Origin of the sequence: Daejeonella oryzae DSM 19973 (genome assembly GCF_000422945.1) — a bacterium.
In the GTDB taxonomy this organism is placed as follows: domain Bacteria; phylum Bacteroidota; class Bacteroidia; order Sphingobacteriales; family Sphingobacteriaceae; genus Daejeonella; species Daejeonella oryzae.
In genome coordinates this window covers 26,570-52,303 of record NZ_AUHA01000006.1, presented here as the reverse complement: position 1 = coordinate 52,303, position 25,734 = coordinate 26,570, and the positions used below count along the sequence as shown (strand labels likewise).

General features: G+C 37.6%; 22 protein-coding genes. 14 read left to right on the top strand and 8 right to left on the bottom strand.

The genetic code is table 11. The features are described from left to right. Window positions 1-74: 74 nt before the first annotated feature. The 3 genes from G521_RS0111080 to bcp are packed head-to-tail and all read left to right on the top strand — an operon-like array spanning window position 75 to window position 2,884. Window positions 75-686: a fumarylacetoacetate hydrolase family protein gene (locus G521_RS0111080; RefSeq protein ID WP_026898600.1), complete on the top strand. Its 612-nt coding sequence runs from the start codon at window positions 75-77 to the stop codon at window positions 684-686. Between the two features lie 19 nt (window positions 687-705). After that, on the top strand, window positions 706-2,421 hold the full coding sequence (locus G521_RS0111075) for a M23 family metallopeptidase (RefSeq protein ID WP_026898599.1): 1,716 nt from the start codon (window positions 706-708) through the stop codon (window positions 2,419-2,421). 4 nt (window positions 2,422-2,425) lie between these two features. Then, window positions 2,426-2,884 (top strand): thioredoxin-dependent thiol peroxidase, encoded by a 459-nt coding sequence (bcp, locus tag G521_RS0111070; RefSeq protein ID WP_026898598.1) that lies wholly within the window; start codon window positions 2,426-2,428, stop codon window positions 2,882-2,884. Between the two features lie 73 nt (window positions 2,885-2,957). Here bcp and G521_RS17035 read toward each other — a convergent pair whose 3' ends face one another. The 4 genes from G521_RS17035 to G521_RS17815 are packed head-to-tail and all read right to left on the bottom strand — an operon-like array spanning window position 2,958 to window position 9,044. Then, window positions 2,958-4,865, bottom strand: coding sequence for an OmpA family protein (locus G521_RS17035; protein WP_051189703.1), 1,908 nt, complete (start codon window positions 4,863-4,865; stop codon window positions 2,958-2,960). A 12-nt stretch (window positions 4,866-4,877) separates the two neighbouring features. Further along, on the bottom strand, window positions 4,878-5,861 hold the full coding sequence (locus G521_RS0111060) for a PorP/SprF family type IX secretion system membrane protein (RefSeq protein ID WP_026898597.1): 984 nt from the start codon (window positions 5,859-5,861) through the stop codon (window positions 4,878-4,880). Window position 5,862: 1 nt separating this feature from the next. Then, the gene (locus G521_RS0111055; protein WP_026898596.1) at window positions 5,863-7,071 is read right to left on the bottom strand and encodes a gliding motility-associated C-terminal domain-containing protein; all 1,209 of its coding nucleotides are present in this window, start codon (window positions 7,069-7,071) and stop codon (window positions 5,863-5,865) included. A gap of 2 nt (window positions 7,072-7,073) precedes the next feature. Further along, the gene (locus tag G521_RS17815) at window positions 7,074-9,044 is read right to left on the bottom strand and encodes a collagen-like domain-containing protein (protein WP_051189702.1); all 1,971 of its coding nucleotides are present in this window, start codon (window positions 9,042-9,044) and stop codon (window positions 7,074-7,076) included. 207 nt (window positions 9,045-9,251) lie between these two features. Here G521_RS17815 and G521_RS0111045 point away from each other — a divergent pair, with 207 nt between their 5' ends. From G521_RS0111045 to G521_RS0111010, 7 genes are all read left to right on the top strand, one after another. Next, a complete protein-coding gene (locus G521_RS0111045; protein ID WP_026898595.1) occupies window positions 9,252-10,097 on the top strand; it encodes a transketolase in 846 nt (281 codons plus the stop codon). A 164-nt stretch (window positions 10,098-10,261) separates the two neighbouring features. Continuing rightward, window positions 10,262-11,224: a transketolase family protein gene (locus G521_RS0111040; protein WP_026898594.1), complete on the top strand. Its 963-nt coding sequence runs from the start codon at window positions 10,262-10,264 to the stop codon at window positions 11,222-11,224. A gap of 43 nt (window positions 11,225-11,267) precedes the next feature. Then, window positions 11,268-11,816, top strand: coding sequence for a sigma-70 family RNA polymerase sigma factor (locus tag G521_RS0111035; protein WP_026898593.1), 549 nt, complete (start codon window positions 11,268-11,270; stop codon window positions 11,814-11,816). A gap of 31 nt (window positions 11,817-11,847) precedes the next feature. After that, window positions 11,848-12,480, top strand: a complete 633-nt coding sequence (locus G521_RS0111030) for a hypothetical protein (protein ID WP_026898592.1) — start codon at window positions 11,848-11,850, stop codon at window positions 12,478-12,480. Window positions 12,481-12,493: 13 nt separating this feature from the next. Continuing rightward, entirely contained in the window at window positions 12,494-12,910 is a 417-nt protein-coding gene (locus tag G521_RS0111025; RefSeq protein ID WP_026898591.1) for a hypothetical protein, read from the top strand. A 67-nt stretch (window positions 12,911-12,977) separates the two neighbouring features. Next, window positions 12,978-14,180 carry an aspartate aminotransferase family protein gene (locus G521_RS0111020; protein ID WP_026898590.1) on the top strand — a complete coding sequence of 401 codons (1,203 nt, stop codon included), beginning with the start codon at window positions 12,978-12,980 and terminating at the stop codon, window positions 14,178-14,180. A gap of 103 nt (window positions 14,181-14,283) precedes the next feature. Continuing rightward, window positions 14,284-15,552 carry a DEAD/DEAH box helicase gene (locus G521_RS0111010; RefSeq protein WP_026898589.1) on the top strand — a complete coding sequence of 423 codons (1,269 nt, stop codon included), beginning with the start codon at window positions 14,284-14,286 and terminating at the stop codon, window positions 15,550-15,552. Between the two features lie 46 nt (window positions 15,553-15,598). On the opposite strand, the gene G521_RS0111005 is transcribed toward G521_RS0111010, so the two are convergent. After that, window positions 15,599-16,129, bottom strand: a complete 531-nt coding sequence (locus G521_RS0111005) for a cupin domain-containing protein (protein WP_081675066.1) — start codon at window positions 16,127-16,129, stop codon at window positions 15,599-15,601. A 266-nt stretch (window positions 16,130-16,395) separates the two neighbouring features. On the opposite strand from G521_RS0111005, the gene G521_RS0111000 reads away from it, so the two are divergent. Next, a complete protein-coding gene (locus G521_RS0111000) occupies window positions 16,396-18,675 on the top strand; it encodes a glycosyltransferase family 4 protein (RefSeq protein ID WP_026898587.1) in 2,280 nt (759 codons plus the stop codon). 2 nt (window positions 18,676-18,677) lie between these two features. Further along, entirely contained in the window at window positions 18,678-19,685 is a 1,008-nt protein-coding gene (locus G521_RS0110995) for a glycosyltransferase family 4 protein (protein ID WP_026898586.1), read from the top strand. Here G521_RS0110995 and G521_RS0110990 read toward each other — a convergent pair. After that, window positions 19,674-21,164 carry a glycoside hydrolase family 130 protein gene (locus G521_RS0110990; RefSeq protein WP_026898585.1) on the bottom strand — a complete coding sequence of 497 codons (1,491 nt, stop codon included), beginning with the start codon at window positions 21,162-21,164 and terminating at the stop codon, window positions 19,674-19,676. The genes G521_RS0110995 and G521_RS0110990 overlap by 12 nt on opposite strands. A 236-nt stretch (window positions 21,165-21,400) precedes the next feature. Continuing rightward, a complete protein-coding gene (locus tag G521_RS0110985) occupies window positions 21,401-22,324 on the bottom strand; it encodes a DUF58 domain-containing protein (RefSeq protein WP_026898584.1) in 924 nt (307 codons plus the stop codon). Between the two features lie 168 nt (window positions 22,325-22,492). Here G521_RS0110985 and G521_RS0110980 point away from each other — a divergent pair, with 168 nt between their 5' ends. Beyond that, entirely contained in the window at window positions 22,493-24,640 is a 2,148-nt protein-coding gene (locus tag G521_RS0110980; RefSeq protein WP_155975780.1) for a S9 family peptidase, read from the top strand. Window positions 24,641-24,890: 250 nt separating this feature from the next. Beyond that, window positions 24,891-25,301, top strand: a complete 411-nt coding sequence (locus G521_RS0110975) for a hypothetical protein (protein ID WP_155975778.1) — start codon at window positions 24,891-24,893, stop codon at window positions 25,299-25,301. 73 nt (window positions 25,302-25,374) lie between these two features. Here the strand turns inward: G521_RS0110975 and trxA are convergent, their stop codons facing one another. After that, window positions 25,375-25,695, bottom strand: a complete 321-nt coding sequence (trxA, locus tag G521_RS0110970) for a thioredoxin (RefSeq protein WP_026898581.1) — start codon at window positions 25,693-25,695, stop codon at window positions 25,375-25,377. Window positions 25,696-25,734 lie beyond the last annotated feature (39 nt).

The window sequence follows — 25,734 nt, the reverse complement described above, 5'->3', positions numbered from 1 at the left end:
TTCCTTTCTATATTCGCTGATTCATTTTTCGATAATTGTAATCTAAACCCGCACTGTTATCTAAAATTATTCAGATGAAAATAATTGCTATAGGAAGAAATTATGCAGAACATGCAAAAGAGTTAAATAATGCTATCCCTACTGTTCCGGTAATATTTCTAAAACCAGACACAGCTTTACTGAAAGACAATAAGCCTTTCTATCATCCTGAGTTTTCTAATGATATTCACCATGAGATTGAGCTGGTTTTGAAAATCTCTAAAGAAGGGAAACACATTGCAGAAAAACACGCTTCCAATTATTTTGAAGAGATCGGTTTGGGGATTGATTTTACAGCAAGAGACATTCAGCAGAAGCATAAAGAAAAAGGATTGCCATGGGAACTTGCAAAGGCTTTTGATAATTCTGCAGCAATAGGCCGGTTTGTACCCAAATCGAAATTCACAGATCTTAATAATATTACTTTTCATCTGGAGGTAAATGATTCAACTGTACAGACAGGAAATACAGCTAACCTCCTCTTTTCATTTGATTATATTATTTCGTTTGTATCAAAATACTTCACGCTAAAAAAAGGAGATCTAATTTATACAGGAACACCCGCGGGAGTAGGAAAAGTGAATATTGGAGATCATTTGGCAGGCTATTTGGAAGAAGAAAAGCTATTGGATTTTTATATCCGTTAGAAAAACCTTATTCCACAATATGCGAAAGATATACCTTCTACTTTTTATTCCGTTCCTTTTTACTTCTACAAACGCACAGGAAATTTATAAAAGCATTAATTATCCGCAGAATTATTTCAGGCCGCCATTGGACATTGCTCCGGTTATAGCTGGTTCATTTGGTGAACTTCGCGGAAATCATTTTCACTCAGGATTGGATTACAAAACCAATCAGCGGGAAGGATATCCTATTTATGCAGTTGCAGATGGATATATATCACGTTTACGGGTTCAGGCTACAGGTTTTGGGAACGCCGTTTACATTACGCATCCAAATGGTTTCACAAGTGTTTACGGGCATTTAAAACGATTTAATAACCGTATTACACAGACTGTTAAAAATTACCAATACAGAATTGAATCATTTGAAGTTGATTTTCCGCTGTTAACTGTCGAAATTCCTGTAAAAAAGGGCGAAATCATTGCCTGGTCGGGAAATACGGGAAGCTCCGGTGGTCCGCATCTTCATTTTGAACTTCGTGATAGCGAGACTGAAGAAACTATAAATCCGCAGCTTTTTGGTTTAACTATTCCTGATCGCGTAAAGCCGGTTATCAATGGAGTTTATCTTTACCGAATGAATGATGAACCATTCAGCGAAAATACTCCTAAACAATATTTTGAAGTTACAGGTGCCAATGGTGCTTACAACCTTACAAAATCACCTTTAATAAACGTAAGCGGTCAGTTTGCTTTTGGAATTATGACGCACGATAAAAACTCGGCTTCAGAAAATGTTCTGGGAGTTTATTCTATCGATCTTGAATTTGATGGGAAAACTATTTACAACTCGGTTTGGGAACGTTTTTCATTCGATAATTCCCGGGCAATTAATTCGCATTTAGATTTCCCGGCATTAATTAGTTCACGCAGAAGAATCCAGAAGAGTTTTGTTGATCCGGGGAATCCATTAAAATTATATAAAACTCTAATTGATAACGGACTTTTAAATATTGCTGACAGTGAAATTCATACTGTGCGCTATACTATTAAAGATGTTGCCGGAAATACAAGCAGGCTTAATTTCAGAATCAAATATAATCCTCAGGCGGTTATTAAAAGTCCGGAGGTAATTTCTAAAGCCAATTTCCTTCATAATCAGGAAAATAATTTTGAAGCAGAAGGTATCAAAATCAGCATGCCGAAAGGAACTTTTTATACCGATTTGAATTTTAAATTCGATACAAAAGCAAAGAAAGCAGGAAGTTATTCAAACATTTACTCTGTGCACAATAATCTTACACCGCTCCATTTATTTTATTCTCTTTGGATCAAGCCAGACTCTACCCTGTCTGAAGAATTAAAATCCAAAGCTTTAATTGTGGACTCTAAAAGAATATCCCAGGGAGGAACTTTTGAAGATGGATATATTAAAACCAGCAGCAGAAGTTTCGGAGATTTTTCTGTGATGGTGGATACAATTTCGCCGAGAATTGTTCCGGTAAATATGACAGATGGCAAAAACATGTCCGGCACTTCAAAAATTACATTCCGGATATCTGATAATTTATCCGGATTACGGTCGTACAGGGGAACTATTGATGGCAACTGGGTGCTGATGGAGTTTGATGCAAAAACTGCAACTTTATCGCATACATTTGATGAGAAAATTCTTCCGGGATTTCATAATTTAGAACTTACTGTTATTGATATGAAAAATAACAGCAAAACATACAGAGCGAACTTTAATAGGTAATACTATGTCAGAATTAAAAGAAGGTGATCAGGCTCCCGGCTTTACTGCAAATGATCAAAACGGACAATCGGTTTCATTGAGTAATTTTTTGGGCAAAGAAGTGATCCTGTATTTTTATCCTAAAGATAATACGCCGGGCTGTACCGCTGAATCCTGTAATTTCAGGGATAACTACCAATCTCTCCTGCAAAAGGGATTTGAGGTAATTGGAGTAAGCATAGACGATGAAAAATCACATCAGAAATTCATCAGCAAATACGAATTGCCATTTACGCTTATTGCAGATACAGATAAGAAAATTGTTGAAGCATACGGCGTTTGGGTAGAAAAAAATCTTTACGGCAAAAAGTACATGGGCACTGCCCGCAAAACCTTTATAATAGATAAAGAAGGAATAATAAAAAAGATCATTGATAAAGTGGATACTAAAAACTCTTCAGAACAAATTCTGGAATTGCTTTAAATCCCGATTTCAACAAAAAGAGCCTCAATAATATTGAGGCTCTTTTTGTTTTCAGCAATACGTGGATTGGCTTCTATTTTTTAACATTAAACTCTGTTCTCCGATTTAACTGATGTTCTGCTTCTGTGCAGTTAATACCATCAGCACATTTATTTAACAGCTGTGTCTCACCAAAACCGGCTGCTTTTAATCGTTGCGGACTCACACCTAATTTAATAAGGTAATTAACCACTGACTGAGCTCTTTTTTGAGAAAGCCACTGATTATAAGCTGCAGAACCACGAGCATCTGTATGTGAATTCAATTGGATGTTAATAGCAGAATTGGTGCGTAAAAACTCATTTAGTTTGTTGAGCTCTGAATACGCATCACGTCTTAAGTTCCATTTATTAAAGTTGTAATAAATATTGTTCAGCTTAACAAATTCAATTCTATTAACCAGGAAATTGGCATCCTGAACAGAAGATTCTGATCCGGTGCTGATGTGCTTCTCAGGAATTAATAAAAAGCGGGTATCATCTACTTTAACCAAATATTCTGATTTTTCCTTTAGTGAGAACTGAAATTTACCAGAAGCATCAGATTTAAGAATACTATCGGCACCCGTTAATTTATTATGTAATAAGATTTCAGCACCACTAACCGGCATCCCGTTACTTTCTTCAGTAACAGAACCATTCAGCACAAAAACAGGAACAGGCTTCATGTAATTCATCCCGCTAAATCTGTAAATATCATCAAGGCCTTTTCCACCATTTCGGTTTGAAGAAACAAATCCGGAATCAGCATTAAAAAACAAGACTCCAAAATCATCTTTGCTTGAATTCATTGGAGATGCAAGATTTGTGATTTCAGTAAATGAATTATTTGACCCCTTAGCAGAAAATAAATCAAGACCACCCATGCCCTGATGTCCTTTAGAAGAAAAATAGAATTTACCCTCAGAATTTACAGAAGGAAAAACCTCATCTTCTGAAGTATTGATAACCGATCCGCAATTTACAGCTTCAGACCATTCTCCGTTTTCCAGTTTTCTGGAAGAATAGATATCCATCCCACCAAAACCGCCTGGCATATTAGAGGCAAAATATAATGTGCTTCCATCTGCAGATAATGCAGGATGCTGTACCGAATATTTACCATCTTTATTAAAAGGTAAAATTTGAGCTGTTCCCCAATTTCCATCTATTTTAGCAGAATAGTAAATCTGTTTTGATCCAACTTTAATTCCTTTTGTTTTTTTATCACGATTAACGTCTGTACGTGAGAAGTAAACACCATTTCCATCAGTAGTAAATACAGCCGGACCATTGTGATACTGATTATTAATTTCTTCTGACAAGCGGTTGATGGAAGGATTTTTTTGACGATAATCTGCTTCGAATAATTTAAGATATGGATTTCCTGTCCAGCCGGAGATTTCATTATCCTTAGAACCGGCATCCCTGTCAGAAACAAACACATAACTTTCGCCGTATTTTACCGGAGAAAAATCAGAATACTCGGAATTTAACGGGGATTCATTACTCAGAAAAACATTCTTATTAGGATTCTCAGACATGTTCTTTGCAAAATCACAGGCAACAGCCATTTTATTGGCATCTGCTGATTTTTCTGGAACCAGTGCGGCGTATTTTAAATAATTGACCCTGGCATCATTAAAATTCCCGTTTTGCTTTAATGCATCTGCAAAATATTTATAGTTTACCGGATCAGCTTGCGGATAAGAAAGCACCCGTGCATATGCCAACTGAGCTTTTTCTGTATTATTAACAAAGCGATAACAATTAGCCAGTTTTTCGGCAACTTCCAGACCCGGTTTTTTTTGTATTATTTTTTCATAAAGATCAATAGCATATTTATAATCATACTGCTCATAGTATTTATTCGCTTTTTGGAGATCATCAGAAAATGCCTGCTGAGGTGTAAAATAGAGCAATAAGCAAGCGGAGAGCGTTAACGTAATTTTGTAAAATTTCATAGTTTGGAGGCGTTAAAAATACCTTGGCGTTGGTAAGGCATTAGTAGTTTTTGAGGATTGTAATATTAAACCCAACGATATTTCGTGAGTTCCATTTGAATACGAACTTAAATCTGAAAGTGCGTAATCATAAGCATATCCCAATCTGAATTTTTTAGCGACAAATAATTCTACAGCTCCCACCAAAGAATTCTGCTTAAAAGAATTAGCCTCAACATCCGGATTGTTTTTAAAATAAGCTCCCGTACGATAAGATGCTCCAACCCAAACCGCTTCCTTGATTAAAAAGAACGTATTCAGGTCAATATTGGTTGGCCCCTTCGCATCATCCCGAATCATAAAAGAAGGCTTAAACTTTAAAGTTGGATTCAGATCCAGCAAATATCCTGCAGTTAAGAAATAATGTCTTCCCTGACGGGCAATTACACTCTGTCCGGTTTCCTGGTAATCCTGAGATTCAGAAAGTAGATTTGTTGCAGAAGCACCAGCGTAGAACTTATCATTGCTAAAAAACAAACCAAATTTTGCATCCGGAGCAGTATAATTTAATCTGCCGTCATTATAATTGGGATCATTGGGATCTTCAATAACTGCCGAGTTGCCATTAAGTGTATATTGAGTTACACCTAAAGCCAGTCCAAAAGCTAACCGGGCATTATCTTTACCTACCGGCAAGCGATAAGCATAATTGGCATATGCCGAAGTTGTACCCTGCAAGCCGATTTTATCATTAACAACGGCTAATCCCAATCCCACCTTTTGACCTTTAAAAAAAGCGCCGTCTGCAATAAACGATTGTGTTTTAGGGGCGCCTTCTATTCCAACCCATTGATTTCGGTTTAATAAGCTCAGGTTATAGGCTTCTTTATATCCTGCGTAAGCAGGATTAATAACCAAACTGTTAAACATATACTGACTGTAATGTGCATCCTGCTGAGCTTTGGCTGCCAGCTGAATAATACAGAAAAGTAAAAGCGTTAGTAAAATTCTTTTCATATTAATTTTTCTTTAGCATGGTAATAAAACCTTTGTAAGATTTAGTAGTACCATCTATGTTTACATTTAAAACATAGAAGTAAGTTCCAGGATTCATATTACCGCCATCCCATGCTTTTGAGGAAGAATAACTTTTGGTTCTAAAAACTTCATCTCCCCAACGGTTAAAAATTGTTAAATCGTTATTCGGAAACAGATCCAGATTATTTACAATCCACTTGTCGTTTTTACCATCCCCATCCGGAGAAAATGCATTGAAAAATGATAAGGGATCATTTACATCCGATGTGGTATTCGCAAATGTAAAGGGAGTATTTTTGATAGTTTTTGTAGAAACGAAAGAAATAGTCCGGTTTAAATTATCACCAAATCCGCCGTCTGTTGCAGTAGAAGGTCCTGCTTTTTCCCATAATTGAAATGGGCTCCAGTTAACAAGCTGTTTAAATTCTCCATCAACAATACTATTCTGATGAAATTTAATTGATGTATTTGAAGATCCGGCAGGCTGATCAATTACATAAAGGTATTTGTCAAAAACGTTTTGAATATCCTGACGCTTATTATTGACATTATATCCACTTAATGTTGGATCACCTTTGGTAAAAGTTACAGCATACCTGTTTTCGGTAGCAGCCTGAGCTTCAAACACCAGCGGACGATACAAAACCGCTGAATTCTGAGATGAGCCCATTGGAAATAAATAATTCCCTGCAGCCTTGGTAACCCGTATAAATTTTCCTTTTTTACCTGTACTCACAAATCCGGTTGAACGTGTTACCGCTTCAGGTTTTGAATTAAGTACAGTTATCGAAAACTGATCTGCAGCCAACTCCTTATCATTTAAAGATAGTACCGAAAGTACTTCAGCATTGGTAAGCATCATCTTATTTCCTGTGCCTGTTAAACTAAGACCCGGAAAGGTAGTTTTATAAGCACCTCCGATAGTTTGAACAGCGCCATTTAACTCCACCGGAGTTTCAGAACGGAGATCAAAAACTGAGGATGCTGCATCATTGTTATACCAGTTACCTTTAATTTTTATTAGACCGTGGTTAATTATAGAACCTCCGGTGTGCGTATAATCCTGCTCTATAAATAAAAGAGAATTACTTTCTAAAGAAATCAAAGCGCCTGTATTTACAACCTGAGCAGTACTTATGTAGGGAAAACTCCAGCACAAGCTGAGGAATAAAAGGGTTTTCTTAAACATAATTATTGAATTACAGTGATGTAAAAACTCATTGATGGTAAATCAATAGAAGAACCGCTTACATTCATAAACTTCACTTCAACAGTTCCGGTTGCCGAAACACGTGCATACGAAATGATCAATCCATCTGGCAAAGCAGTACCCGGACTTACATTAACAGCAGATGTTAAAGGAGCATTTGCAATTGAAAAAGTTTGTGTTCCTGACGTTCCGGCTGCAATTGAATTTACATCAGCTACCGCGATATTTTTAATAACTGTATTGATAGCTGTACCATTTGTCCCGATTCTGATTCCACCTGAAGAAAGTAAACGAAGTTGTTCATTTCTGTTAGAAGCCAATACAAAATCCTGTAGATCAGCAGTACCTACATAATTCTGTCCTACTCCGGTACCCGGAATTGTCGCTGTATTACCAACTTTCAACCAGCCATTAGTATCACCTTGCGCACCTTGAGGACCGGCAGGACCCTGAGCACCGGCTGCACCGGCAATTCCCTGAGGACCAGCAGGGCCAACAGGACCTTGTATACCAACATTTCCGTCAGCTCCCTGAGGACCAGCCGGGCCGGTTGCACCTGCAGGACCAATGGGACCAGTGCTGCCCGTAACACCCTGAGGTCCGGTTAAGCCTATATCTCCTTTATCACCCTGGGGTCCCTGAAGTCCGGTTGCACCAATTGGGCCGGTTGCTCCAACATCACCCTGATCACCTTTATCTCCTTTTAATCCCTGAATACCCTGAAGGCCTTGAGGACCGGTTAAGCCAATCGGGCCAGTTGCACCAACATCACCCTGATCACCTTTATCTCCTTTTAAACCCTGAATACCCTGAGCACCCTGCGGGCCGGTTAAACCAATCGGACCAGTTGCACCAACTTCTCCCTGGTCACCTTTTATTCCCTGAATTCCCTGAGGACCGGTTAAACCGATTGGACCTGTTGCACCAACATCACCCTGATCACCTTTATCTCCTTTTAAACCCTGAATACCCTGAGCACCTTGCGGGCCGGTTAAACCAATGGGACCGGTTGCACCAACTTCTCCCTGATCACCTTTAATTCCCTGAATTCCTTGTGGACCGGTTAAGCCGATTGGACCTGTTGCACCAACATCACCCTGATCACCTTTGTCGCCTTTAATTCCCTGAATACCCTGAGCACCTTGTGGGCCGGTTAAACCAATCGGACCTGTTGCACCAACATCTCCCTGGTCACCTTTAATTCCCTGAATTCCCTGAGGACCGGTTAAGCCGATTGGACCTGTTGCACCAACATCACCCTGATCACCTTTGTCGCCTTTAACTCCCTGTATTCCCTGAGCACCTTGTGGGCCGGTTAAACCAATGGGACCGGTTGCACCAACTTCTCCCTGATCACCTTTAATTCCCTGAATTCCTTGTGGACCTGTTAAGCCGATTGGACCTGTTGCACCAACATCACCCTGATCACCTTTGTCGCCTTTAATTCCCTGAATACCCTGAGCACCTTGTGGGCCGGTTAAACCAATCGGACCCGTTGCACCAACATCACCCTGATCACCTTTTATTCCCTGAATTCCCTGAAGACCCGTTAAACCAATAGATCCGGTCACACCAATATCTCCTTTATCACCTTTTAAACCCTGAGGTCCCATTGGTCCATCAGACAAATCGTACCACTTATTTGTAAGCCAGAAATTAAAACGATTGGCAGTAGAGTTATATATTAATAAACCATTGATAGCGGTATTTGAAACTCCGTCAGCCTGCAAGGCATCTCTTTGAGCTAATGTTAGTCGTGGAACTAATACTCCTTTATTTGTAGAAACTACATCCAGAATGGATTTACTATTGGGTGTTTCTGTACCGATTCCCACTGATCCGGTTTGAGCTGATAAATCTTTCTGAAAACACAACGAAATAAGAACCAGAAAGAGTGATGATTTTATTAAAAGTTTTTTAAACCATAAGGCTTTAAGTAATTTTTTTTTCATAAAAATGCTATTGAGTTTATTTTTGGTAAAACAATATTACCATATTAATTGTATGCTAAAAATTTTTTGTCACAATAAATCTATTTTTTTACGTTGACAACCTATTATAGTTACAACTTATCCACATTTACTGTTGATTTCTTTTAAACAGAAAATCCCGCTTATTCAACAAATTGGCTAATTTAGCGCCGCGTAAAGCGTTAGATTATGACTCCAGATTTAAATAAGTTAGAGGGCATCGCCACTCAGGTTAGGCGAGATATTGTAAGAATGGTTCATGGAAGCCAATCGGGGCATCCCGGAGGTTCATTAGGATGTGCAGATTTCTTTGTGGCTTTATACTTTCAGGTGATGAAACATAATTCGGACTTCCAGATGAATGGGAAAAATGAGGATTTATTTTTTCTATCAAACGGTCACATTTCTCCGGTATGGTATAGTGTTTTAGCCCGTTCAGGATATTTTGAAGTGGAAGAACTTGCTACTTTCCGTAAATTAAATACACGCTTGCAGGGTCATCCTACTACGCATGAGCATTTACCTGGAATTCGTATTGCTTCCGGATCTTTAGGACAAGGTCTTTCTGTGGCTATCGGAGCGGCAATTACTAAAAAATTAAACAACGATCCCAACCTGGTTTATACACTTCACGGAGATGGCGAATTACAGGAAGGTCAGATCTGGGAAGCGGCAATGTATGCTCCGCATAATAAAGTTGATAACCTGATTTCAACCATTGATGTTAATGGGCAGCAAATTGACGGTTCTACAGAGAACGTACTTTCATTAGGTAATTTACGTGCCAAGTGGGAAGCGTTCGGATGGGATGTTCTTGAAATGAACGGGAATGATATGCAGGATGTATTACGCGTTCTGGAATTAGCCAAATCAAAAACAGGTAAAGGAAAACCGATATTAATTTTGATGCAAACCGTAATGGGTAATGGAATTGATTTCATGATGCACTCACATAAATGGCATGGCATTGCTCCTAATGATGAGCAGTTAGCTGCTGCCTTACTTCAACTAAAAGATACTAAAGAAGATTATTGATTAGTTTAATCAGCCTCAATATGAATATTGATTTCCGTATCAGGCTGATTTATATATTACAACTGACGAATTATAACTGTTAATACTCCGATGGATTTTCCAAGCCGATAATAAAATAATTAACGGACTTTACGGAACTTGCTTCAACGCTAAAAAAGAAACTGATGAAAAAATATACATATACCGAAAAAAAAGATACTCGTTCTGGCTTTGGTGCCGGTTTATTAGAAGCCGGAAAAAAGAATAAAGAAGTGGTAGCACTTTGTGCTGATCTTATCGGCTCGTTAAAAATGGATGCTTTTAAAAATGAGTTTCCTGATCGATTTTTTCAGGTAGGTATCGCTGAGGCAAACATGATGGGAATTGCTGCAGGTATGACCATCGGCGGCAAAATTCCTTTTACAGGAACTTTTGCAAATTTTTCTACCGGCAGAGTATATGATCAGATTCGTCAGTCAATTGCTTACTCCAATAAAAATGTGAAAATCTGTGCTTCACACGCCGGTTTAACATTAGGCGAAGACGGGGCAACCCATCAAATTTTAGAAGATATCGGATTAATGAAAATGCTTCCCGGCATGACAGTTATTAATCCTTGCGATTACAACCAAACCAAAGCGGCAACGATGGCAATCGCAGAATACGAAGGCCCGGTTTATTTACGCTTCGGAAGGCCAAGTGTTCCTGTTTTTACCGATCCGGATCAAAAATTTGAAATCGGCAAAGCCTGGATGGTAAACGAAGGGACCGATGTAAGTATTATAGCTACAGGCCACCTGGTTTGGAAAGCTATTGAAGCTGCTGAAAAATTAGCAGAAATGGGAATTAATGCAGAGGTTATAAATATACACACCATTAAACCATTAGATGAAAAAGCGATCCTGGATTCAGTTGCAAAAACTGGTTGCGTAGTTACAGCCGAAGAACACAATCGTTTAGGAGGTTTAGGTGATAGCGTTGCACAGGTTTTAGCAAGAAACAATCCGGCTCCGCAAGAATATGTTGCTGTTGATGATAGCTTTGGTGAAAGCGGAACTCCAGACCAGTTAATGGAAAAATATGGTTTAGAAAGCGGTGATATTATAAAGGCTGCACAGAAAGCAATTAATCGTAAAACAGGTAAATAATTTAGCTGGAAGCTAAAGACAAGCTGCAGCTAAATATATGAATATAGAAGATTCAGAAATTCTTGAAAAGTTTGCTCAGGAAAAAACCCGTGAAGAGGCTTTCAACTTATTATTAAATAAATACCAGCAAAAAATTTACTGGCACATCCGGCGTTTAGTTATAAATCACGATGATGCGGATGATCTTGTGCAGGATGTTTTTATTAAGGTTTGGAAAAACCTGGCTAATTTCAGAAATGATTCTCAGTTATATACATGGCTTTACAGGATTGCTTCTAACGAGAGCATCACCTTTTTGAATCGCAAAAAATTAAAGAATAATATATCACTTGATCTGGATCAGGACGGTTTAAATCTTGCCGATACTCTTGCCGATTCGTCTTATTTTGACGGCGATAAAGCGCAGATGAAACTTCAAAAAGCGCTCTTAACTCTTCCTCAAAAACAGCGTTTGGTATTTAACATGAAATATTTTGATGATCTGAAATATGAGGAAATATCTTCAATCTTAGGAACCAGCGTAGGCGCCCTCAAAGCATCATTCCACCTGGCAGTTAAGAAAATAGAGCATTATCTCCTAAATACCGATTAAACCTTTTTGCAATAATTGTATCTTAAACACTATGGATTTAGACAATACAGAGAATGAATGGAAAAATGAAGTTCCTGCCCTTTCGGCAATCAGGAATTCAAATCCATTTTCTGTACCTGAAAATTATTTTAAGAATACAGCTGAGCTTATTAAAGCGAGGATAACAATTGAGAATTCCCGTTTTGATATTGAGGAAGAATTTCAAATCCCCGAGAATTATTTTGACTTGCTTTCAGAAAACATCAAATCAAGAATTACTTTAGAATCTCTTAAACAGGATGTAAATAATGGCGGGTTTGCAGTTCCGGACGGATATTTTGAAAGCCTGAATCATAATATTATTTCCAGGATGGATGAATCAGCGGGGAAATCTCCTGTTAAAGTCAGAAAATTATTTCCGGCCTGGGCCAAATATGCAGCTGCCGCCTCAATTACTGCGGTAATAGGTTTTGTCGCATTTTTAAATCTAAATCAGTCTCCTAATTTAGACAAGCAATTGGGGAAAGTTCCAGAACAGGAAATTATCAATTATCTGCAAGTCCATACTGACGAGGGAGATACTCCTGCAATTCTTGAAAATTTAGGACAGAACGTAGATCTGGCAGAATTAAATAAAGAAATTTCTCCCGAGGATCTGGAGTTTTATATTAATACCACCTTATAAATTATAATAAATTATGAAATGGATTTGGAGTTTATTGATTGGTTTTGCAATGTTTTCATCAGCGCAGGCTCAATCACCTCAAAATCGCTCGCAGCAAATTGAAGCTGTAAAAGTTGCTTTTATCACACAAAAACTTGATCTGAATACCGAGGAAGCTGAAAAATTCTGGCCTGTTTATAACAATTATCAGAAAGAGGTGTACGGATTGCTGAAACTTAAAAAGCAAGCCAAAAGCAATCAGGATAATAATGCAGATGACGTTTTAAATAGTGAACTGGAATTTGAAGGCCGTTTGCTGGATATCCGCAAAAAGTATAAGCAGGAATTTTCAAAAGTAATTCCGTCAGAAAAAGTTTTACAACTTTATCGTGCAGAACGAGAATTCAGGGAACATCTGATTAAGGAGCTGAAAGAACGGAGAAAAAATTAATTACTAAAATAGTCAGGTTAAATACAGGCTTTCAGGTTAAACCTGAAAGCCTTTCTTATTTTTGAAAATGATCACAAATCGCCAGTTATTTTTACTGAACACGGCCCAAACATCCAACTTTCCCAGGCTTCTGGAAGTTGACTTCGCCCAGGGAATTTACATACATGACACGAAGGGCAAAAAGTACATGGATCTTGTTTCTGGCTTTGCGGTAAGCAATATCGGCCACAGGCATGCTCGAGTCGTGCAGGCCATCAAAGATCAGGTGGACCGATATTTACATATAACTGTTTACGGAGAATATATTCAGGCTCCTCAAATAAAATTTGCAGAGAAAATTTGCAGTGTATTACCCGGAAAATTGAATTCGGTTTATTTTGTAAACTCTGGAACAGAAGCAACAGAAGGTGCTATGAAACTCGCTAAATGTTATACCAACAGAGGGGAGATCATTGCTTTTAATAATTCATATCACGGAAGTACGCAAGGTGCTTTAAGTGTAATGGGTAATGAATATTATAAACAAAAATACCGCCCCTTACTTCCCGGTATTCGTTTCATAAATTTTAATCAGAGCAAAGAACTGGAATTAATTACTGAAAAAACTGCGGCGGTAATTATGGAAACTATCCAGGGAGAAGCCGGAATAAGAGTGCCGGATATAGCTTATATGCAGGCGTTACGCAAGCGTTGCGATGAAACCGGAACCCTTTTGATACTGGATGAAATTCAAACCGGTTTCGGAAGAACCGGAAAGCTGTTCGGCTTTGAAAATTTCAACATCATTCCAGATATCTTATTGCTTGCGAAAGGTATGGGCGGTGGAATGCCCATTGGTGCTTTCATTTCCGATAAAAGAATTATGGATGTATTAAAGGATAATCCAATTCTTGGGCATATCACTACTTTCGGCGGACATCCGGTAAGCTGTGCGGCCGGATTAGCAACCCTCAAAGTAATTCTTCAGGAAAATCTTATAAATTCGGTTGAAGAAAAGGAGAACCTGTTCCGCAAACATTTACAAAATCGCCATATTAAAGAGATAAGAGGAAAAGGATTAATGCTCTCTATCCAACTCGACACGTTTGAGCATGTAGAAAACATCAGTAAAAGATGTGTGGAAAACGGAGTAATCATCGACTGGTTTTTACATTGTGATACTGCTTTAAGATTAGCGCCTCCATTAATTATTACTGATACTGAAATTATAGAAGCATGCAAAGTAATTTCAGAGGCTATCGACTATGTTTTTGATGAGGCTGCGGCTTAAAATGAAGCTTGATTTTTTGACGCAGACATTTCATTTTAAAAGCATTATCTTTGCCAGCAATAAAATTCAGGACATTTTAGCCTGAATACTTTAATCATATTGAATGTCGTTCGAAAATTTAAATTTAATTGAGCCTATCCTCAGGGCTTTAAAAACTGAAGGTTATACTACTCCCACTCCTATTCAGGAACAATCAATCCCAATTATATTAGACAGAAAAGATCTCCTTGGCTGTGCACAAACAGGTACGGGAAAAACTGCTGCATTTGCTATCCCTATTCTTCAAATCCTGAATAACGGAAAAATATACGAGAATGGTCCAAAAGCTATAAAAACACTAATTTTGACTCCAACAAGAGAGCTTGCCATACAAATAGGTGAAAGTTTTGCAGCTTACGGAAAGCACACCGGACTTAAGCATTCTGTTATTTTTGGCGGAGTATCTCAGGGCGCCCAGGTTACGGCTTTAAGAAATGGAGTTGATATTTTAATTGCAACTCCCGGAAGGCTTTTAGATCTGATCAATCAAAAATTTGTTCATCTCCATCATTTAAAAATCTTTGTACTTGATGAAGCAGACCGGATGCTGGATATGGGATTTATACATGATGTAAAAAAGATCATCACCAAAATCCCTCAAAAAAGACAGACTTTGTTTTTCTCGGCAACAATGCCTCAGGAAATTCAAAAACTCGCAAACACAATCCTGGTAGATCCGGAAAAAGTTGAAGTTACACCGGTTTCTTCTACGGCTGATACCATTGAGCAAGCCATTTATTTTGTAGAAAAAGGGGATAAGAAAAAATTGCTGATTCATTTATTAAATGACAGAACCATTAAATCTGCACTCGTTTTTGCAAGAACCAAGCATGGCGCTGATAAGATTGTAAAAGACCTTATTAAAGCAAATATAAAAGCGGAGGCAATTCATGGAAATAAATCGCAAAATGCCAGACAAAAAGCTTTAACCAATTTTAAAAGCGGACAAATAAAAGCTTTGGTTGCAACAGACATTGCAGCCCGCGGGATTGACATTGATGAGCTTTCTCATGTAGTGAATTATGAATTGCCAAACGTACCGGAAACTTACGTTCATCGTATTGGCCGAACAGGCCGGGCCGGCTCAAGCGGTATTGCATTTTCTTTTTGTGATGATGAGGAAATGGAATTCTTAAAAGACATCCAGAAATTAATTTCTAAAACTATACCGGTTGTTGAAGAACAACCTTATCACATGAAAGGCGCTGATTTCAAATTTTCCCAGCCATTAAAGAAAAAGGCTCCCGAAAAAAAATCCAGACCATCATCCGGCGGCTCGGGATTAAGCGGAGCTAACCGTAGATTTAGCGGAAAAAGACCTGCCGGCAGATAACCTTAAAAAATCCTACAAATAAGACTTAGCGGAAATCCGCCAAGTCTTATTTCCAGTTTTCTATAAGAGGTCCATTTTTTCCGTACACTGGATCTGTATGAGGCATTTGAACATTCGCAATGTTTGTATCAGCAGCCGGCCTTTCCCCCTCTTTCCCATAATTCATATCCTGAATTTTTCCTTCGGGATACGCCCCGATCACTACAAAATCATCGCTTTTTTTAAGACACATGTGGGCTACGCCGGCCGGCAAAATAATTACATCTCCCCTTACAACCTCCACCCGCAATCCCTGAGGTCCGCCAATTTGCAATTCAGCTGTCCCTGAAAATACCCCTAATACTTCATGCGTGTTGCTATGATAATGGTGATAATCAAAAATGCCGTTCTTCCATGAATTAGACCATTGATTACTTTCAAATAATTTTTCAATAACAGAAGATTCATCTTCGGGTTGCAAGAGCAATGCACCTTTGTAAACCAGCATAGTTAAATATCCATTGTTCGGAAAAACTCCATCATCTTCAAGTAAAGTACATACCATATGTGCTTTTTGAACTAATTCTCTTTTCTCCATCTTATATTATATAACACATTAGCTTCTAAAAGTTTACAATTAATTTGTCAGGGATAAAAAATTGCTAAAAGTCAGCACATCATTTCTCAGATAAATTAACAAGCATCTTAATCTTCGATAAAAAAGTCAGGATATACTGTTGAAATTTTAAAGATTTAGCTTCATTAATCATCAGCAATAACTTTAAATGAATTTTGATGACATAACCCTGCGAACAATCTTTAGATAAAAAGCGTTACTTATTTATAGAGAAAAAAAATTACTAGATGAAAATAGCATACATTTCTACATATCCACCGAGAGAATGTGGTATTGCAACATTTAATTTTAACTTATTCAGAGCAATTGGAGCTGATAGCAAAGCTGTATCGCCAAATGGTTTTGTTGTAGCCATGACCGACTCAGACGACATTCACGAATACGAATATCCGGATGAAGTGAAATTAACTATCAGGCAGGAACATCAGAAGGATTATATAAAAGCTGCCAATTATATCAATACCAGCGATACTGATGTATGTATCGTTGAGCATGAATTCGGGATTTTTGGCGGGGAAAATGGCGTTTACCTTTTACCCCTGATCAATCGCTTGGAAAAACCATTAATAACGATTCTCCATACAGTTTTAAAAGAGCCTTCGTACCTGCAGCAAATAATCATCAAGGAAATAGCGAATCAGTCAGCTAAAATTGTAGTAATGAGCAGGCGGGCAGTTGATTTTTTAACAGAAATCTACAACATTCCCAGGGATAAGATTCAATTTATAGAACATGGTGTGCCCGATCTGGAACCAAATGCATTTAACCCTATTAAAAGCTTAAGTCCTTTCAGAAATAAAAAAGTGTTATTCACTTTTGGACTGATCAGCCGAAATAAAGGAATAGAAACGGTAATAAAAGCTTTACCACAGGTTGTTGAAAAACATCCGGATGTTATGTACGTTGTTTTGGGAAATACTCATCCCGGAGTAAGAAAAAATTCTGGTGAAGAATATCGCGATAGCTTAAAATCTCTTGCTACCCAGTTAGGAGTGGAAAAAAACCTGGTCTTCATCAACAAATTTGTTTCGGAAGATGAGTTATTTAATTATCTGACAGCCTCAGAAATTTACATAACTCCGTATCTGAACGAAGCGCAAATTACCAGTGGAACATTATCCTATGCAGTGGGTTCGGGCTCAGCAGTTATTTCTACACCATACTGGCATGCTCAGGAACTTTTAGCAGATAATAGGGGAAAATTATTTGACTTTAAAGATTCAGCAGCTTTATCCTTACAAATCATAGATTTACTGGACCATCCAAAAAAATTAGCTGAACTGAAAAAGAATGCGTACGATTATGGTTTGCATTTAAGATGGCCTGTAATTGGTCAGGAATATATCAAAGTTTTGAATCATGCAAGGCGAAAACTTATTCGTATTGAAAAGGCAAAGCCGATAATAGACTCCGAAAGTATTCCCACATTTAACCTCTCTCATGTAAAGCGTCTTACAGATGATACGGGAATTGTTCAGCATGCCAAATACGGTATACCCAATTTAAAGGAAGGTTATTGTCTGGATGATAATGCCCGGGCGCTCATTATGGCCTTAATGTCGTATCAGCAAAACAAAAGTAAAATTGCTCTTGAATTGCTGCCTGTATATCTGAGTTATATTCAGTACATGCAGCAGGATGATGGTAATTTCAGAAACTTTTTAAGCTTTGACAGAAAATATTTGGACGAGGTTGGTTCAGAAGATTCTTTTGGAAGAACGGTTTGGTCGTTGGGATACCTAATCAATTGCGCACCAAATAACTCCTACAGAGAGTTCGCGGAAGAGCTTTTTTTCAGGTCTGTACCTCATTTCAAAAATCTTGAACATTTAAGAGGGATTGGAAACACCATTATCGGGGTTGTGAATTATCTGCGGGTACACCCCTATAATGAAGGGATGAACTATCAGCTTAAGGAATTGACCAAACCATTGGTAAAAGCCTATCAAAACCATAAATCAACAGACTGGCATTGGTTTGAAGAAAAACTTACTTATGACAACGCCATTTTGCCGTTGGCATTATTGTATTCTTATGAAATAACCTCTGATGAAGAAGTGATGGAAATCGCTTTGGAATCCCTTGAGTTTTTAGATAAGCATACCATGAGCAACGGTTATTTGCATCCTGTTGGAAGTGAGGGCTGGTTCTTCAAAAACAAGCAGATGGCTGTTTTCGATCAGCAGGCAATTGAAGTAATGGCAATGGTTCTGATGTATTTTGAAGCATTTCATGTAACCAAGAAAACGGTTTTTATTAGCAAAATGTATTTAAGTTATAAATGGTTTCTTGGAGAAAATACACTCAGGATTCCGCTATATGATCATGAAACACACGGATGTTGCGATGGCTTACAGCCTCATGGAATTAACCGTAATCAGGGCGCTGAAAGCACACTGGCGTATTTGATATCTCATTTAACCGTTTTAAAAGCACTGGAAATAGAGTATGAATATGAACCGGCAGCACCTGTTGAAATAACTGAGATTAAAACGGAAGTAGCCTGATAATGCGGATCGCCATTCTCTCTCCCATAGCCTGGAGAACTCCGCCCAAACATTATGGACCTTGGGAGCAAATGGCTTCTAACTTAGCGGAAGGATTAGTAAATAAGGGTTTCGATGTAACCTTATTTGCTACTAAAAATTCTATTACAAGCGGTAAGTTAGACGGTGTGATAGACGACGGCTATGAAGAAGACAGGCAAGTTGACGCAAAAGTGGCTGAATGTCTTCATATCAGTAATTTGATGGAAAAGGCTTCCAAATTTGATCTTATTCATAATCATTTTGATTTTCTGCCCCTTAGCTATTCCAGGTTAATTAAAACTCCTCTAATTACTACGATACACGGTTTTTCGTCACCTAAAATAATTCCGGTTTATAAGAAGTATAACAGCAATACGCATTACGTTTCAATAAGCAACTCAGACCGTAGCACGGAATTAAACTACCTGGCAACAGTTTATAACGGGATAAATGTAGCTGACTTTAAATTTAACAATCATCCGGAAGATTATTTAGTATATTTTGGCCGCATTCATCCTGATAAAGGAACTGCGGAAGCTATTGAAATAGCCCAAAAAAGTAAACGTAATCTGATTATATCCGGACTTATACAGGATGGGAATTATTTCAAAGAAAAAGTTGAGCCTTTTTTAAATGAGCAAATTAAATACGTTGGAAACTCAGATCCGGTAGGACGAAACAATATTTTAGGTAAGGCTGCTGCATTACTCCATCCTATCAATTTTAATGAGCCATTCGGCTTAAGTATTGCTGAAGCAATGATGTGCGGAACACCGGTTATCGCTTTTAATAAGGGAAGTATGTCCGAACTGATCAAAGATCAAGAAACGGGATTTTTAGTAAACACGGTCGACGAAGCTCTGGAAGCTCTTCAGAATTTGCATAAAATAAAACGGGAAAATTGCCGGAAATGGTCCCAATCACAATTTTCCCGTAATAAAATGGTAAGTGATTATATCGATTGTTATAATCAAATATTAGCTGATTAAGCCTGAAGCCTGAACCGGATTTGTTTCTCTAAGCTTAATTAATAATTCCTGAAGATCTACTGTTGCAAATGATGAGCAATAATCTGAAAGTCCGTACGGAATTATAAGTTTATTGTTATGAATAATTGATCCGCAGGAATATAGAACATTAGGCACATATCCTTCACGTTCTTCCTGGTTAGGGATGAGTAATGGCTCTTCTAAACGGCCAATTTCTATAGAAGGATCTTCCAAATCGAGCAGACTTGCACCCAGGCAATAGCGGCGCATCGGTCCCACTCCATGAGTAATCACCAACCATCCATGCTCGGTTTCTATTGGAGAACCGCAATTTCCAATCTGAGAGAATTCCCAGGAAAATTTTGGTTCCTGTAATTTTATCGGATTTTGCCAGATGGTAATTTTATCAGAATACATGATATAATTATTCCATCCATCAATTCGGGACATCATGGCGTATTTGCCATTTATTTTACGTGGAAAAAGCGCCAGATTTTTATTCTGAGCCCCGACACCAAACAAAGGACTTATTTTAAAATCATAGAAATCTGTAGTATTTAAAAGTTTAGGCATTATTAAAGCACCATCATACGCCGTGTAGGTTGCATAATAGCTAATTTTACCATCATCATCAACAAATTTAACAAAGCGGGCATCTTCTATACCTTTCCGCTCAAATTCTGAGATGGGGAATATAACGCGGTCAGATATATCCGTGTCTTTTGAAAAACTGATGTTGTGGTAAGAATCAGACAGCCAGAGAACTTTATCATATTCTATTTTAGTCCGATAATCTTCCTGCAAATTTTTAGAATCCATGATAATTTTGCGCAGGTTTAAATATTCGAACTTATCTGCCAGTTTATCTTTAACCTCTTCCAGAATATGAACGTCGATTTTAGTTTCGGCCGCTTTCTCGAAAAATAGTTTTTTGTTATAGGTGGCATTTAAAATTACTTCAGCCTCATCAATATAATTTCCTGCCGGCATCACATGAATATTTGCGTGTTTATCGAGTAATGCACGTCTGAAAACAATAGATGAAATATGACCCTCGCCTACTGCTCTAAAACTAATAATTACTCGTTTTTGCCCTTCTTCAAGTTCAGACTGATCCGGATCTTCGACTATAGAGGGATTAAAAAAAGCTGCAGATTCAATTGAATACTCGTGGGTAAAATAAGAGCCGATCAGCAATTTGCGATAAGAAGGAATCTCATCAAAATTAATCTCAAGCTCCTGAAATAAATATTTTACTTTATCGCAATGGCGATTCAAAATTCGGGTGATATTACGATGTCTTTTAGAATATTCCTGCAATACCGGAGATATGATAGAGAATACCTCTTCATCCGATAAATTCATGACTCTTAAAATCAACTCTTTTGCCCTGCCGTCATAACTAAAAAAAAAGCGGGCTATAACCCTTTTCGGATCCGGATAAACTTTCTCTTGTTTGCGTTCTATAGATAATCTCATACTATTTTTTTAATTGGCCCCAATTAATTTTTTTGGTTTATTTTCCGGGGCAAATATCAATTATGGGGCAATTGTACGCACTTATCAACCACTATGTTTAAAGAATTTAAAGAATAAAATTAAATTTCGGCAAACACTATTTTGTGTGAATTTATTAATCTTAAAGTTAATTTACTGGCAACAAAATGCAATAAATAGCGGCAATTGTATAAGATCTTTACAACAACCAAAATGCACTAAATCATTTTTTCGCGTTTAATGATATATGAATTTAAAACGTGATAAAAACCTTCGTGAATATTTGCATCTACCAGATCAATTTTAAATTGAGCACATTTTAGCTTTAGCTCCTGATGATAGGTTTGTATAGCTTTCAAGTAGGTCTCTTTAACTTCGTTTGCCTGCACTTTTAATTCTTCTCCGGTTTCTAAATCTATGAAATGATACGGGCGATTCTCAAATTCAAAATCCATTTCTCTTTTGTGATCCATCACATTAAAAATTACAACTTCATGCTTATTATGTTTTAAGTGCTGCAAACCAGAAAATATTTCAGTCAATTTTTCAGGAGAATTTCCCCCTTCAAGCATATCACTAAAAATAATAACCAGTGACCTTTTATGGATTTGTTCTGCAATGCTGTGCAATGCTGATGCAACCGATGTTTTTTGACCGCGGCCTTCACGGGTAAGCAAACTTTCCAGCTCTGCAAAAAGATATTTCTGATGTACCGATGTAGATTTGGCCGGAGTTAAAAACTCAAGTTTATCAGAAAAAACTCCCAATCCAAAAGCATCACGCTGCTTTTTAAACAGATATATTAATGAGGCTGCAGAATAAATAGAAAATAACAGTTTATTAAAATCCTTTTCGGGATAATACATGGATGATGAAACATCCAAAATTACATGGCAGCGTAAATTAGTTTCTTCTTCAAATCGTTTAGCAAAAAGTTTATCTGTTCGTCCGTATAACTTCCAGTCAATATTTTTCACCGATTCTCCACTATTATACAGACGGTGTTCTGCAAATTCTACAGAGAAGCCATGAAACGGACTTTTATGGAGACCAGTTATAAATCCTTCAACAACCTGTTTTGCCAGTAATTCCAGATTACCAAAATCCTGAAGCTCTTTATAGTCACTAAGCTTTATCTGCATACCGAAAAGTACTATTTAATTTAGGCAGTTTTAATAAAAAATGTATTCTATGTAAAGAAGAACCATCGTTGAGTATTCACAAAATTTGTATTTACAATTTTACACCTCAATCTTATAATAAGATATTATCTTACAACCTTTATAATTTCTAATATTCACCGTTAAATTATGATGATAAATAAAAGCAGAATTATTTTACTGGCAGGCACAGTTTGCTTATCAGCTTCGGCCTTTAGCCAGCAAAAGAAAGAACTCTCGTTTTCGGAAGTTTATGAAAAATCTCCCAAAGACATTATTAATGCCATTCCTGTTCAGCGGGGCTGGGCGGATGACACGCATTATATTGAATACCGTCCCGAAGGTCAGCAATCTAAGCCCTATACAGTTGATGTAAAAACAGGAAATGCTGTACCTTCTGCACCTGCCCAGGTTAATGTGGCTACGGTAACTATTAAAAATCGAGATATCTATTATAAAGATGCCCAGGGAACAGAGACCCGAATCACTAACGATACTATTGAAGAAAAAAACCCAACCCTATCTCCGGATGGAAAATTAATTGCATTTACCCGCAACAACGACTTATATAAAGCGGATATCACAGGGAAAAATGAAATTCGTTATACCACCGATGGTTCTGACGTTATATATAACGGCTGGGCATCATGGGTTTACTACGAAGAAATTTTAGGTCGTGCAACCCGATATAAAGCTTTTTGGTGGAGTCCAGATAGCAAACGCCTGGCGTTTATGCGTTTTGACGATTCGCAAGTTCCTGTATTTCCCATTTATAACTCAAGCGGACAACATGGCTTTTTAGAAAACACACGATATCCAAAACCCGGAGATAAAAATCCGGAAGTAAAAATGGGAATTGTAAATGCAGACCGCGAAGGAATTGTGTGGACAGATTTTAATGCCAAAGACGATCAATACTTTGGAACTCCCTTCTGGATGGCCGACAGTAAAACTTTGTGGATGCAGTGGATGAACCGCGACCAAAACGACCTGATTATTTATTCTGTAACGCCAACTGATGGCAAGAAGAAAGTAATTTATGAAGAGAAGCAAAAAACCTGGATTGACTGGTTTGACGACATGTACTTTTTGAAAAATGGACAGGGATTCATTTTAAAAAGCGATAAATCCGGATACGGCCATTTTTATTATATGGATCTGAACGGAAAGCTTAAAAAGCAATTAACTTCCGGAAAATGGAGAGTTGCTAATTTATTGATGGTTGATGAAAAAGCCCAGGAAATATTTTTTACAGCCCGTAAAGAAGCAACCACCCGTTTTGATTTATATCGGGTTTCTTTAAAAGGAGGCGAACCTAAGCGCTTAACATTCGGAAACTACGATCATACGATTAGTTTGTCTCCAAACGGATCGTATTTTATAAGTAACTTTTCAAACCTGCAAACTCCGCCACAAACAGCTTTGCTAGATAAAAATGGAAAGATTATACGCCAGTTGGCAAATTCTAAAGGCCCTGAGTTTAGTAATTACAATCTTCCTGAAACAAACCTGGTGTATTATAAAACCCGTGATGGTCTTGAATTACCAATGACGGTAACTTTGCCTCTTAATTTTGATGCTTCCAAAAAATATCCGGTTTGGATCTCCATTTATGGTGGCCCGGATGCAGGAACGGTTTATGATCGTTTTAAAAGTCCGGTAGGACAAAACTACTGGTGGGCAAAAGAAGGAGTAATTCAGGTAGCTATTGATAATCGCAGCGCCGGCCATTTAGGTAAAACAGGAATGAATTACATCTATCGCCAGCTTGGTAAATATGAAATTGACGATTATGTGGATGCTGTAAATTTTTTAAAAACCAAAGGATATGTGAATGAAAACAAAGTGGGCATAACCGGCGGTAGTTTTGGTGGATATATAACTGCAATGGCATTAACCTATGCAGCCGATGTATTTACTCACGGAATTGCAAATTTCTCGCCAACTGATTGGGCTTTGTACGATACACATTATACAGAACGCTTTATGGATACCCCGCAGGATAATGCGGAAGGTTATAAAATTACTGCGCCGTTGACCTACGCTGAGAAATTAAAAGGCACCTTGCGTATTGTTCACGGTACAATGGATGATAATGTGCACATGCAAAACAGTATTCAGTTAGTTAATAAATTACAAGATTTGAACAAGCATTTTGAATTTATGCTATACCCGGGCGAACGCCATGGTTTCCGCGGAGCCAAGTCCAGGCATTCCGCTCAGGAAAATACCCGGTTTATGTACCAGTATATGCTGGATAAACCTCTCCCTGCAGAATTTTCAAATTATTGGAAATAAAACCTCCACAGGAAGTAAAAAAACTCCGGCTTTGAGCCGGAGTTTTTTTTTATATTTAAAATAGAATTTGATATTTATTTTAAATCAGACTATAAATTTTTATACGATTATTAATGAGCAACTATTTACCAATACAAATAAACTTCACTGCATCTTTTTAAAAGACCTGTCGAATAGTTAAGTCCGATTGTTTGCCAGATCAACCTGAAATTTCAGAATGAACTATAAATATCACTTAATTATTAAAGACATGAAAAAACTACTCTTAACGAGTTTACTGCTCGCTCTATTTTTTGCAGGATTTTGCCAACCCAAAAAATCGAAATTATACGGAACCTGGATTTTAGAATCGTCTGTATTTACTACAGAAGACAGTGTATACCGTGAAGGTGAAAGTTATAAGAAAGAGATGAAAATTGTATCTCCGGGCCATTTCATATTCATTATTAATAAAACTTCCGATAATTCATTTATCATGGCCTCGGGCGGAAGAGCCATTATTGATGGCGACAATTACACAGAAATAATTGATTATTCCAGCCGTCCGGATGCGTTGAATCAAACTTATCGCTTTAAAGCCAAAGTAGTAGGCGATAAATGGTATCATACCGGATTAATCGGAAACTGGAAGCTGGAAGAAGTGTGGAGACGAAAAAAGTAAAAACAGCCTAGAAACAAAAACTCCGGCTAAAGCCGGAGTTTTGCATAATTAATAAATAAATATTGAATTAAGTTTAAGCTAATTGCTTACTTAATTTATCTGCTAAAACAGATTTAGGAACCGCACCAATTTGTTTGTCAACAATTTCACCATTTTTAAAGAATAATAAAGCCGGGATATTGCGTATTCCAAATTTCATTGAAATTTCTGGATTGCTATCTACATCTACTTTACCTATAACGGCTCTGCCATCAAATTCTTTAGCTAATTCTTCTACAACCGGACCAACCATGCGACATGGGCCACACCATTCTGCCCAAAAATCTACCAATACCGGTTTGTCTGATTTAAGTACTAACTCATCAAAGTTTGCATCTGTTATTTCTAATGCCATAATAATTAGATTTCAAGTTTATAATCAAATATAGTATTC